A 12738-nucleotide genomic window follows, 5' to 3' on the forward strand; every position below is an offset into this window, starting at 1 on the left:
GACCAAGACATACGAGATTGGCAAGCAATCTCGGACATTGATGGAAGCGGACAAAACGCGCTTATCGAAAAGGGGCAATTCGAAGCGCAAGCCCACTTGTTCGAGGGCACGCCAGTGCTACTAAAGACGTTTGATGCCGAAACCTATGACGAAGCCGCACAAATCTATAACGATTACTTCGGATGGGGCAAATACCACCCGATGAAAGACTAGGGGTTGATCGGTGTTACGCTCGGCGCGAGACGATTGGGGACGAGCGGTGCTCTTGATGGGAATCACCAAAGCCGAATCAACGTCGGTTCATGATAGTTGAGCGGACGTTTGTCGCAAAAGGTCCAGTGGCTGGGATTGGCCGGACCCAGCCACCTGGCCAGCAGTCAGTGAATGACTGTCATGGCCTGCGGCGCAGGGCTACTACCTCGCCCCTAGAGGGATTTTGATCCAGCGGACACAATTCATGCGCCGCTCAAAGCAACCCCTCGGTTGAAATCGTCCTCCAACGTCCGCGACGACGCACAGCCGTCTCGGCTGAAGCTAGCACCGGAAACTATCACGAGCGGGCCAAGATCATCGAGCGCCTGTATGTATTCGCCACGACCGGTGCCGAAGTTCATTGTCCTCAATTTCAATGCGCAACACGCGATACGCTGATCAGTGCCCAAAGCCCCTGGGTGACAGCGACTTCTCAATGCGCAACAACAAGGTTTCATTAGATAATTTTTGATATGTAACCATCTGTCTGCTGCGTATTGCATGGGGCCTCGATATAATGCGACAGGTGTGTCGGGGGATAGTTTTCTCTTTCAATCGTAGGTCGGAGCCTGTGGAGCTTGTGGGCTAGGCTGGAGACTGTGGGCGGGTTGTGGGCAACCTGAAGGTTGTCCACGAGCCGTCCATAGGAAGGAGCTCGTCCTCCGAAGGAGGAAGTCCACAAATCCTCAGACTGATGGACCGCAGCAGTTTTTTTGGCACTTAGGGATCTTATGGGACACCAAGTAAAACGGGTGCCACTGGACTTCGATTGGCAGATCAACAAGGCGTGGTCCGAATATCCTCCGCGCGAGACGGTCGCTGCATGAAACTGTTCTTCACCGATGGCCAGTTTGCTGTCGCTGGCTATTCTCGCCCAGACGTGCCTTTTCTCTGCGATGCGGAGATGGAGCTAGTCGACGCACCGAATCGCTACCTGCGCTACATTGCGACCGTCAAAGGGCGGACTCGCGCTGCGAATACCTGGCGCACATACGGCGCCGCGCTCTACGAGTTTTTTGCGTTTCTTGAGGCGAACGGCCTCGCATGGGATCGCGTCGATCAAAGCCAGATCGCGGCCTGGCGTGACACCATGCTTGAGCGCGGTTGCGCCAGAAGCACCGTCAATCAGCGGCTTCGTACCGTTGACGCCTTCTACAACTGGGCAAAGTCGAATGGAATGACGCACTCGATTCCTTTCGATCGGACCGATGTTTGGGTCGCGAAGCCTCGTGGGTTCCTCGCGCACGTCGATGCGTCAGGCGACCGATTCGAGGCCAATTCCCTTACGGTGCAAACGCACAAGGTTACCCCCCAGTTTCTCCATCTGGACCGCGCGATTCGCTTTCTCGACGCGCTGACGCCCTACCGCATGCGCTTGATGGGGTATCTCGCCCTGCTCACTGGCATGCGGCGCGAAGAGGTGGTCAGCATGGATTGCCGCGTGCTGCCCAACCCAGCCGGACGAGATTCGAACAAGCAGATCCCCATGCACCTTGATCCGTCCATTACCCCAACGAAGGGGGAAAAGGACCGGACCGTGATGTTGCCGTACGATCTCGCCGTCGCGTTGTATCAGTACTTCACATTTGAGCGCTCGCGCTTGCTCGCCAAGCACAGGGCCAAGTTCGGCATCGAAACGACATTGCTGTTTCTTTCGCAAACGGGAGACCCGTTGTCAGTAAACGGACTGAACAACGCGTTCAGGCGTGTCAGCCAGAAGACGGGGATCTGGTGCACACCTCACATGCTGCGGCACACCTTCGGCACCTATGAACTGATGCGGATGAGCCGACAGAAAACCCAGACCCAGGCATTGCTGTGGGTACGCGACAGAATGGGGCACAACTCGATCACAACGACTGAAATCTACGTCCACGCGGCCGACCTGGTCGAGCATGACGACGTGGATGGCTACCACTTAGATATTTGCCGCGCGCTCGCACATGGCAATCCGACGTCAAAAACTTGATCGCAAAGCCAGCGCCCAGATTCAAGGCGGCCGGGTCATTGACCTGGCGCCCGGCTGGTCTTTCTCGCTCGTTTGCCCTCACCAGGGCGAGCAGCGGTTCGATTTTAAAGAGTATCGTGCGCGCGGCCGCGAGAATCTTGCAGCGCATATGCGCGACGCCGCCTGGAGTCTACGCAATGAGCTAGGCGCCTACACCCTGACTTCCTATGTTAGCTTTCTGCGCCGCTTCTGGCTGTTTCTTGACGACCTGTCCGCAAAGGGCGAGGATATTGTTGCTCTCAACCAGATTACGCGGTCGTTGATTGAACGGTATCTGGCGTGGATGGAACGCCAGATCATCGTCGCCACCCAAAACCGTGGGCAGATTTGGTCGATAGGGACTCGGCGCACTGCCTACAAGGCCCTCAAGGCATTCCTCGTAGCAAGGCAAAAGCGGGTTCCCGACGAGGTAAGCGATCAGCTGACTTTTCCGCGCAACCCATTTCCCAACGCAAACAGTCACTCCTCCAAGCGCCAGCCCTATTCGGACAGAGAGCAGAAGCGACTTCTTGCGGCGCTGAATCAAGATTTGCGCACCATCCACGAGGGCGTCGGAGCACCCCTCTCGGAATTGCAGGTGCTCGTCGTTCACCTGCTATTGTTTGCTCTTGCAACGGGCATTAATCAGCAGCCGTTGCTGGATCTCAAGCGGGATAGTTTTCGACCCCATCCCCTCCCAGACAGAGAATTGCTGGTCACGCTCAAACGTCGAGGCTATTCCGTCCAGAACACGTCCGTCCGCGCGGCCGAGGCACCAGTTGCTACCGCAAATATGCAATCGGTCCCGTCCACGATCGGCGAACACTTCCGGTTTCTGTGCCAGTTCACTGAATCTGTCGCCGATGACGCTGCACCGCGTGACCGCGAGTATGTGTTCCTGCGTCGCGGACTTCTCAACGAGCGCAAAGGCGTTGTATCTCGACTGTCCGCGAGAGATGCCAAGAATGCCGTCGCGATCTTCATGCGCCGGCACAAATTGGAGGATGATCGCGGCCAGCCTCTGCAGGTCAGAGTCGCGCGCTTACGCCCGACGTTTGCTACGGAGTTATACCGCCGCACCCGTGACTTGCGCCGCGTGCAACGGGCACTCGGGCACGCGAGCGTCTCCACCACTGCCCGTCACTACGTCGACTCACCCATCGAGGCTGAGCGTGATCATGCCTTTGTCCTCGATGGGATGGTCAGCAGCTTCACTAAGCAAGACGTTTCTGGCAAAGTCCTTATCGCTGCCGACGGGTTAATCCCCGCGGCGAACATAAAAGACCTCCTCTCGGGTGGATACAACACCGGCGTCGCGCGGTGTCGAAATCCATTTCGGGATGACGCGTCCGTTTGCAAGAAGTTCTTTACCTGCTTCGGCTGTCCAAATATGGTGGTCTTCGAAGATGACCTGTGGCGGCTCTTCAGCTTCTACTACCGCTTGATCTCCGAACGGCCGAAGATCAATGCCGCGCACTGGCTGAAGACCTACGCTCCGATTATCCGGCGCATTGATACCGATATCGCACCGCAGTTTCCGAAGGACAAAGTCACTGAGGCGCGAGCGCGTGCCCAACAAAATCCCCATCCGACCTGGCGTGGTATCGCCCTATGAACGCACTCTCAATCGATATCAAGCGGGCTGGCGCTGTCGATCCGGCAGATCGTAACTCCATGCCCGTGTCGGCGATCGCGACGGAGGACGGTGGCCGTCATGTGATCAGCCGCTATGGCGACTCCAAGTGGGATTTCTACCCGTTCATTCCCCAACTCAATCTAAAGGGCTCAAGCAAACGCATCAATTGGGCAATACGTTTGAGCGACGGATCGCTCCTCACGGATCCGCAACACGGACAGCTTCTCGCCAGTAGCAAGGCGTATATCTGGTCGCTATTCGCCGATCCGGTTGATGGCCGGAAGCGCCCTTCACTGCTCACGCTATGCGAAAAGACCGCTAGTCTCGTTCCGCTGCTACGCTGGATGTTCGAGATGGGCCTGCGGCGCTTCGAGGACTTGTCGGGCCACACTCTTCAATATGTTCCGGCCGCGAGGCTCAATCTTAATGGCTCAGCCGCCGTACCGCATACAGTGGCAACGAAGCTGTTTATTGTTGAAGACCTCTATTTGCAGCGCGACAAACTCGACGACGCGCTTCGAAGTCACCCGTGGCCTCATGAAAGCGCGATGTCTCTGGCGGGCGAACGGCGGAGGCACGCTCATCGCGTACCTAAGACTGAGTTCATCCCCGATCAAATAGCGCAGCGGATCACGGATGCCGCACTCGACTACGTCCGCGTGAAGGGCGACTCTATCTTGAAGGCCCGTGACGCCGTCGCCGAGGCCCGCCTACACAGCGTGGGCCGGTCTGGGGGAACACTGACTCGTTATCTGGCATCGGCCGCGACCCAGAATGGATTCGACGGAGTAAACCATGTAATCAGCGAGATGGGCATGCTGCGTACTGCGTGCTACGTCACTGTCGCCATGTTCTCGGGGCTGCGGGACTCTGAGATGATGTCCCTGGAGGAAAACTGCCTTTCGTCGTCACGAAGCAAAGATGGGAGCATTGAAGTCCTCTGGCTGCACGGAACGATTTATAAAACCGGCCGCCGCGCAAAAAAGTGGATGGTCCCTGCCGTTGTCGGTGACGCTATCAGCGTCTTGACACGCCTTACGGAGCCGTGGCGAATTGCATTGGCTGGTGAGGAGCGCGCGCTCATGGGCCAACTGGACGCGTCGCTTGGCTCTGGGTCGAGCGTCAGACGGCGCCTTGACGAGGTTCGGGTCCAGAAAAAGAGCCTGTTTCTTGGCCGGCAACGGTCGGGGGGAATCGGCACTCTCTCCAGCCGCGCTATCAACATGAATCTGAAAGAGTTCTGCGAGGCCTGCAACATTGTTGGTCTGGATGGGAATCCTTACCCCCTTACGACACATCAATTCCGCCGCTCGTATGCGCGCTTCATCGCGAAGGCCGAACTGGGAGATCTCCTGACACTCCAACACCACTTCGGCCACTGGAGTCTGGACATGACTGCGCTCTACGCCGACGGAGCCCCGGATGAATACGAGACTGACACGGAGCTGCTGGAGATGGTGACCGAGGAAAAGCGCATCCGGCAGACGGAGGTGATGACGTCCTACCTTGACTCCGACGCTCCGCTCGCCAACGGCTCGCACTGGCTAGAGGATTGGCGCAGTACGGTTCGCACAGCCGCGAACAAAGAGGAGTTGATTGCCGAGTACGCCGGCACGATCACCCTCAATGGCACGGGCCACTCGTGGTGCGTAGGTAACGCCAAGGGCGTAGGTTGTGGCGGTCTATGCGTATTCGAGGCCCAAATGTGTGTTGATTGCAATCACGGGATTATTGGTCAGGAGCACCGCTCCGTTTGGGAGGGCATTCGAGATCAGCAAATCGAAGCCATCGCCATTGGCGACCTTGGTGAAAGCGGGAAGGCTCGCGCCCAACAGATTCTGGTCAAGGCTGAGAAGGTTCTCCGTCGCCTCGATAAAGACCCGGCATGAGAGTACTGTCGGCGGCCGCACGGAAGGCGTTATCGGAGCAGAAAGATGTGTCGACCAGGAGAACGCGGAAACGCCTTGAGCAGGCGCTGCAACGGCTTTCCCGAGGCACACCCGAGACCGTCATCATAGGCTCCCGGCTCACTGTCTCCAATGTGGCTAAAGAGGCGGGTGTCGATCGTGCCACGCTATATCGTTTCCATCAACCGGTGCTCGACGCGATCCGAAAAGCGGCCGGCGACTCGAAGCCTTCGGCAAAGAAGACTCGCAGAAACCTCACTGAGAGTGAAGCTAAACTCAAGGAATATCGTGCTTTGGTTGAGGATGCCCAAAGCGAGGTCGCGGCTTTGGCACGTATCAACTATCGTCTTGACGCGAGGATTCGGGAGTTGGAGGAATTGATCCGGATACGAGACCGAGTAATCACAGATTTGCAGTTGCAACTGAATCAGCGCCCCGACTCGAGGCAGCCGACCCCGCTGAAGCGCCCCAGAGCATGATCGCGACGTCCCCTTTGTATTTCGATCAGGCTGATCGATTTGCTCTGCCACACGAGCGCTAAGATTGAGGTTCACTAGGCGGATTCAACCGTATGCAGCGGCAATGAAAGACTGACGGCGACCGAGGCCGTGTGGAAACACCCCTCGACCCGTTGCTGCCCGATCGGGGTTCGCTGAACAACGTCTGCTTCGCAGCGATTGCTGTCGGTCGGCTTGAACGGGTGAACTCACGCTGTCGGCCACTAAGCGGCCACTAGCTCTGGCTGCGCTCCTGTGAAAGTTAGTTGAATGGAGGGCTGGGTCACACGAACGTGGCACCAAAAGACAGCTTTTCTTCAAAGCCGTTGAATCCGCCCTTCCTATGGAGCGTTCTCACACGCCAGAAGTAGAACGATCGCACCTCCTGAACTGCATCATCCGGTGATATGCGATATGCCGTACCTCTGGAGACAAGGGCCATGCCGCAGTTTCCGTCGAACTGCATGGGGCGAACCGGACCCCAGCCTGCATTCCAATAGCTGAGGTCGGCGATGACGGCGCTACCCGACTTAACCTCCAGCACCCCATCACGAGGCGTGACCTCCAACTGGTCGCGCCTTGGAATTGCAGGCAAGTAGAGGCGGCCGGGATAAAGATCGAGCTGCAGGTAACCGAGGCGCTCAAAGTCGAGCAGCTTTGCCAGCGGCCAAGCTCTGCTCTCCCGATCGGCTATCGCTTGATGCGCCGGTGACTCCAGGACCGTCGTCGTTCCTAGGGGCTCGTGGAAGTCGCTAGCGAGTAGCTCTCCAGTTCTCCACAGATCCTTCAAGTGTTCAGCCAAGCCTTCATCAGCGACGCTGCTACCTGCCACCTGCGCCCACCGGACGACCGAGACCTCCACACAGCGGTCCATTGACATCACAACGGGAGACGCGAAGGCCATCAGTTCGTCGCCGGGACGTTCTAGCTGAACCCGTTCAACGAGACTGCGGACAGCCCCACCAATAGCCTCGTCATCGCCGTCGAACTCCGTTCGGCCTGGAAACCAAGCTGGCCGCCTAGGCCTAAGCAGTGCAAGTGTCGGGTGAACAGGCAAAGCCAATAGAGCCCATTCTTCCGCTGTATCGGGAGGCATGCCCCAGAACTCCTCAGCAACCGCCAACGTGCGGTGGTAGGCGGAGATCATCCGCAAGGCAGTCCGGGATGAGATTTGACCGCTGAACCCGTCGCCCAAGAGGCGCGAGAAATGCCAAGGGTCACCCTGAAAAGGAGCATCCGGATAGGCCTCCTTGTTCATCGACCACTCGAAAGCCATCTGGCGGACGAACGGCAGCCGCGTAGCGGCCTCAAGTTCCGTCATGGAGGTACGGAACATCCGCGGAAGGTCCGCACCTTGGACTCCGTTGAAATCCTGTGGAATCTCGAAGTCCTCAGGCACTTCTTCTAGGCCTTCGTCCGGGATGTCCGCCCACAGCCCGAGGCTCTCTAGCAATAGCTCCGAGAGGACGGACGTCTTAGGAATGCTCTCGGCCAGTTTCTGGCTGGCCTCGTACCCGTGCGCCTGCGCGGCCATCCAAAAGACGAAGAGCGCCTCCACCACCTCGGCCTCGAGCTTCCTTGTGCCGAGGAATTCAAGAAGTGCGGCCTCCGTCGCCGCTTTGGACGCCGGCGCGCCCAGCCGAGCGGCGAGCTCCTGCATGGTCCACCACCGTGCAGCGGTCGACGGCCAGCCCAGCCTAGCGACGAGGATGCGAAGGTCATCCATCATGTGCCCTTCGCCCTCGCAGCGTCGAGCTCTTCTGCCCAGCGCGGCCGTTCCAGCGGAAGGGTTCGGGTGTCTTCAAGAACGCAATTCACCATCATCTCGGCGAACTTCACGGCGTCGGCAACGCGCTTCTGCCGTGCATAGAAATAGACCATCAGATTCGTCGGCGCTACACGCGGCGGCTCGGGCTCTCCGAACATGCCATACGTCGTCTCAGCGACGAACTCGTCGCAACGACTCGGGTAGTGCTGAACGACCATATCCAGCCTCTCACGCGTCTTTTCTTCGCTTTCCGCGAAGCCCAGCCATGCACCCTTCCGGACCTGTGCCTGAACGAGGTAATTCCACGCAGCCTTCGAGCCGCTCAGCCTGCGCCTCGTCTCAAAGGCGAGGTCAGACAGTTCGAGGATGCCATTCATGCGCCCCTCGTCTGAGTGAAGAAAGCCGTCCAACGCCGCGAGAAGGCGCTTGCCATGTCCGGCCTTATCCCAGTGCTCGTACCATGTCCGAAAGAGCCTCTTCTTCTCGTTGTAGCTGGTCGACAGGCTTGCCAGCATCTCGTCGACCTGCTCCGGTGCAAACGTGGTGACATCGCCCGTATACGGCTTGCTGTCAATGTCGCCGCTAGACGAGTCTGCACGCTGAAGCACGCCGACGTCCCAGCCGGCGTGCTCCCTGAGAACACGCAGCCGCTCGGCAGCGCCATCCTGACCATTGCGCTCAAGCTGCATCAACGCGTCTTGGACCTCTGGGTGAACACCCGTGCGCATAAGCGCATCCAGGGGCCAACCGTCCCGCACGCCCTGCTCTACGTACGCCCGCAGGCTGTCCTCCGCATGCGACCAATCGCCGGCGGCCGTGTGCTCCTCATACTTCACCACCAGAGCTGGTGGGCAGAGCTTCGCCAACAGGCGGTCAGCGGCTGAGAGCACGTGCCTCGTGCCCTTTCCGTCCGTGAAGTCCAGCACGCGGTGGATCTGGGGCGAAATCGAGCTGAGCAGCCGTCGAGCATCGTCTGGCACGACCTCCACCAGGTAGTCAATGGCGTCGACGGTGTTGTTCAACGTGGGGTCCTTGCGGTGCCCGTAGCCGGTCACCAGCTCCCAAGTCTGCGTGCAGAGCTCCCGGGCGCTGGTGTTTAAGCCGTGGCTAAGGGTGATGCCGCAGAGTTGCAGAGGCGTCTGAAGATGAACGCTGGTCTCCTGGCGGATCTCAGCATCGAGCAGGACGCGTTGGGATTGGATGAAGGCCGCTGCAGCTTCATCGCTCATCCTGGTCAGCAATCCTGCCGCGTACTGGGTGCGGAAGGACGCAGGGTCGAACCACTCGCCAGTAGCTGAGGCGACCATGGTGGCCTCAGTGAGTTCAACATCGTCGCGACCGGCAAGCAGGCAGCTCCCCAGCCGGATGTCGCAGGCAATGCGATGCAGTCCAGCCCGGAAATCCTCCGCTGCTGAGCTGGCATCGTGACCCTGCCTAAAGCGCCTGAACTGGATAGGCTTGAGCAGTTCGAACAGCTCATGAAAGTCCACGAACTCCCCGCGCCACCAGCGCTCAGCAACCTGAGCTGCAATTGCTGAGAGGGAATTCAAGAAGTAGCTGATGTTCCTCCTGTCCTCGTAGGTGGGCGCCCGCACGAACTCGAAGCCGGTTTGTCCTTCTGCCTTCATGCAAAGGCTCAGGTGCACGCCGCTGAAGAACCAATGATGAACGAGCGCACTCAGGTCGTCCTTGCGCTCGTAGTAGTCACCCTTGAGCCACTCAATGGGGATGGGCTCGTTCAGCGGTTTGGAGCCCCGTGTGCGGGCGGCCTCCAATGCGGCAACAAATGGGGTTCGCGCCAGTTTGTTGAAGTCGTCGCGGTCAAAGATGCTCACCCCCGCCGTTGCAGCCGCCCGGACGCAGACGTCGCTGAGAACACTCTTATCCGGATCGTCGGGCGGCAGCGGGGTGGCCGCGTCCATCAGGTCGTCCAGCACGCCCTCATCAACCAGCATCCGGGCTCTCGGCATCCACACGACAGGGGCGTTCTCGCGAACCAGCTTGGCAAACGCCTCTGAGGTCGCACCGATGACACCCAAGCGCGCGAACGCCTCGACCAAGAACTTGAAATCAGCAGTTCCTTCGTTTGACGAGTACCGCGTGGAGAAGCGGCTGAGACCTCTGAAACGCCGCAGTGCCTCGGAACCACAGGTCTTGGCCAGTACCGCATGTCCTCGCGCCTGCAAGGCCAAGCCAAGGGCTGCCACACGCAGGATGTCCGTCTCGTGCCGCGACGCCACAGCCTCTCGGACAACACAGTCGTCGGCTGTCAGCCTCAGCGTAAACGACACAAGCCGAGCCATGTCGTCGTCCTGCATCTGAAACTCGCTGCCACGGACCATCCGCGCCCTGAGATGGTCAAGGCGGTAGGCGTCGGCAAACGCATTGGTATCCAGCGCCGCGACCATGGCCTCCGACAACAAGGTGTCGAACAGCGACTCTGGATAGCCTTCCTCCAGGCGGAGCATGATCCAGTCGCGGGTCAACCCGGCAATGAGGTTCTTGGGGTCACCGAGCCTGGCCTGAACCGACCAGAGCCAGTTGACGCGCAAAGAAGGCGGTGCCGATGTTTCAAGCCAGCCCGCCACCGCCGGCATCAGTTCCTTGATGCGCTCGTCGTAGTCCGGTGTTGAGCGCACAAAGACGGCCAGGCTCTCGTGGAAGACCTTCAGGCCAGCCGCTGAGGAATGCAGTAGGTGCTCCACCTTCGCGACATCGGGCTGAGCAGTGCCAAGCTTCGCCGCAATCTCCAAGAACCCAGCCTTTGGCCAGAAGAAGGGGAACGCGCACACCAAGCGCAGCGTGTCCTTCAGACTGGGTGGCAGCTCTTCCCACAGGGACGCGTAGTAGAACTTAACCTCCTTGGTCATATCCCCTTGCAGCCGCTCGATATCCCAGCTGTCCAGGTCACCCCCGGCATGCTCAACCTCCGCGGTGGCGTAGATGACGTGCAGCGGGTGGCCGTTGGTCTTCTTGCGAAGCGCGGTCGCCGCCTCCTGCAGTTGGCGCTCCGACTGCCCCTCATCGTCGAATCGGGTCGACAGCCTGCCCTCGTCAACAGCCTTGCGCAGGTACGACAACACTGCGTTCTCGGACATCGCTGGCAACTCACGCCAACTGGCCTTCGGGGCTACCGCCAAGAGGTCCCTAGGAAGCTGGGCGTCGTCAACCGGCTGCGTGCCCACCAACAGAACCATGTTGTCCGGACACGGCAAGACCTGCGAGAACAAGTCGTCCAGCGGACGCTTGTCGGCGGCATTGATGCGCCAGACATGGTCCAAGCCGTCCAGAACCAGCACGAACGGCTTGCCCTTACCCTCGTAGTACGCCGCGCAAGCTTCGAGGAGCCCTCGCAAGTCACCGCCGAGTGCCTGAACCCCTGGATGAAACTGCTTGACCTGAGCCGCGATGGACTGCTCAACCACATAGCTGTGCACGCGGTCGCGCCCCCGCTCGGTCGTCGACAGGAAGTAGTGGTGACGGACCGTGGGAATGTCCAAGCTAGCAAGCTTGTCGCACAGCGCGCTCAAGTACGTGCTCTTCCCGCGGCCAGGCGGCCCCGTGAGCACGAATGCCTGTCCGGCACCGGCGGCGGTGTCGCGCACGAAGTCCCGGTGGAACGTTTCGTCTGGCACTTCATATCCGAGCGGCACGAAAAAGTCTTCAGGCAAGGGGGCCGCCGGCGCAGCTCGCAGGATTGTGAGCACCTGGTTCAAGGAGATCCACCCGTCAGGCGGCGGGGAATTCTTCCGAATCGCCCAGTTCAAAGCGACATTCTTGAGGTTCGCAATGCCCTCAGGCGTACCGTGCCGGTGCAGTCGAGCATCGACCTCGTGCTCGAGCGATTCGAACCCCTTGTCGCTGTGAAGAACCTGCAGCTGACTGAAGAAGGCTTCGCACTTCTCCTGGTCGCCCAGCTCGGCGATTAACGCTGAGCGCCGCGGCTCGGGAACTTTGGCGAAGTCGATCTTCCCCCCGGACAAGCACGCCTCAACTTCCGCATCTGGCCGGCGATTCGTCCTCAGCGATAGGACGCCAACCCGAGCGGGGTCCAAAGCGGCGAACGCGTCAAACCACTTCCGAAGCATGGACCTCGACCGCGCAGTCGTGCCTGCCTTCTCAAGCATCCACTCCCAGCTCAGCGCGTGCGCACCCGGGTTCGGTGTGTACTTGACCTGCTCCAGATCGATGAGGTCATCTGCGCGCTCGGCGACGATGTCGTCCAGTCCCTTCGGCGCAACGGCCTCGTCGTCACACTCAAACTTCACACGGGTGAAGCGTGTCGGCGCATCTAGCCAATCGCAAAGAAGCCTCAGTCCCTGCCGATTCTGATAGATGTAGCCGGCGGCGGTTATCGCAGTGTTCTTAATCTCTTCAGACATGGAATGGGATGGCCGGCAAAGGTATTGACCGAGCAAACGGCCTTGTGACGCCGCTTGCGGAACACTAGTTCTTGCACACGCACCTATCAGCTTACATTGGCGGCGCCGGAGCCTCGCAGTAGTGGCAGAAACTGCTCAAGGAACAGGGCACGTCAAAAGATCATAGCAACTCCCTTGCAAGGAGGCTTGTTGCTGCGCTGAAGGATGTGCTTGGACTTCGGAGTTCCTAAGGCGGCTCGACGACAGCCCGCAGTAAAGCAGGGAGTCGCGTCAGCTGTGCTCGGAGGTCGGGTATTAATGTGAGCCGTC

Annotated in this window: 7 protein-coding genes; 5 read left to right on the forward strand and 2 right to left on the reverse strand. The window is 59.4% G+C overall.

Going from position 1 to position 12738, the window contains the following annotated elements; genetic code table 11:
- The 5 genes from D9X30_RS08000 to D9X30_RS08020 form a co-directional block, all read left to right on the forward strand.
- Positions 1 to 213 (forward strand): hypothetical protein (locus tag D9X30_RS08000; RefSeq protein ID WP_349632225.1); only part of this gene is annotated, 213 nt, incomplete at its 5' end.
- Positions 214 to 1075: 862 nt separating this feature from the next.
- Positions 1076 to 2221: a tyrosine-type recombinase/integrase gene (locus tag D9X30_RS08005; protein ID WP_011239934.1), complete on the forward strand. Its 1146-nt coding sequence runs from the start codon at positions 1076 to 1078 to the stop codon at positions 2219 to 2221.
- On the forward strand, positions 2196 to 3854 hold the full coding sequence (locus tag D9X30_RS08010; RefSeq protein ID WP_011514892.1) for a tyrosine-type recombinase/integrase: 1659 nt from the start codon (positions 2196 to 2198) through the stop codon (positions 3852 to 3854). Before D9X30_RS08005 ends, D9X30_RS08010 begins: the two co-directional genes overlap by 26 nt.
- On the forward strand, positions 3851 to 5764 hold the full coding sequence (locus tag D9X30_RS08015; protein WP_029309944.1) for a tyrosine-type recombinase/integrase: 1914 nt from the start codon (positions 3851 to 3853) through the stop codon (positions 5762 to 5764). Before D9X30_RS08010 ends, D9X30_RS08015 begins: the two co-directional genes overlap by 4 nt.
- On the forward strand, positions 5761 to 6261 hold the full coding sequence (locus tag D9X30_RS08020) for a hypothetical protein (protein ID WP_011514894.1): 501 nt from the start codon (positions 5761 to 5763) through the stop codon (positions 6259 to 6261). Before D9X30_RS08015 ends, D9X30_RS08020 begins: the two co-directional genes overlap by 4 nt.
- 301 nt (positions 6262 to 6562) lie before the next feature.
- Here the strand turns inward: D9X30_RS08020 and D9X30_RS08025 are convergent, their stop codons facing one another.
- Together D9X30_RS08025 and D9X30_RS08030 are read right to left on the reverse strand one after the other, a co-directional pair.
- A complete protein-coding gene (locus D9X30_RS08025) occupies positions 6563 to 8005 on the reverse strand; it encodes a hypothetical protein (protein ID WP_029309942.1) in 1443 nt (480 codons plus the stop codon).
- A complete protein-coding gene (locus D9X30_RS08030; protein WP_011514896.1) occupies positions 8005 to 12429 on the reverse strand; it encodes an ATP-binding protein in 4425 nt (1474 codons plus the stop codon). The genes D9X30_RS08025 and D9X30_RS08030 overlap by 1 nt, the downstream gene beginning before the upstream one ends.
- Positions 12430 to 12738 lie beyond the last annotated feature (309 nt).

The sequence above is a fragment of the Cupriavidus sp. U2 genome (assembly GCF_009663685.2).
Classification (GTDB): domain Bacteria; phylum Pseudomonadota; class Gammaproteobacteria; order Burkholderiales; family Burkholderiaceae; genus Cupriavidus; species Cupriavidus necator_C.

Coding starts and splice junctions, on each gene's coding strand:
- D9X30_RS08005 (WP_011239934.1), top strand. CDS start 1,076: ATGAAACTGTTCTTCACCGATGGCCAGTTTGCTGTCGCTGGCTATTCT.
- D9X30_RS08010 (WP_011514892.1), top strand. CDS start 2,196: ATGGCAATCCGACGTCAAAAACTTGATCGCAAAGCCAGCGCCCAGATT.
- D9X30_RS08015 (WP_029309944.1), top strand. CDS start 3,851: ATGAACGCACTCTCAATCGATATCAAGCGGGCTGGCGCTGTCGATCCG.
- D9X30_RS08020 (WP_011514894.1), top strand. CDS start 5,761: ATGAGAGTACTGTCGGCGGCCGCACGGAAGGCGTTATCGGAGCAGAAA.
- D9X30_RS08025 (WP_029309942.1), bottom strand. CDS start 8,005: ATGGATGACCTTCGCATCCTCGTCGCTAGGCTGGGCTGGCCGTCGACC.
- D9X30_RS08030 (WP_011514896.1), bottom strand. CDS start 12,429: ATGTCTGAAGAGATTAAGAACACTGCGATAACCGCCGCCGGCTACATC.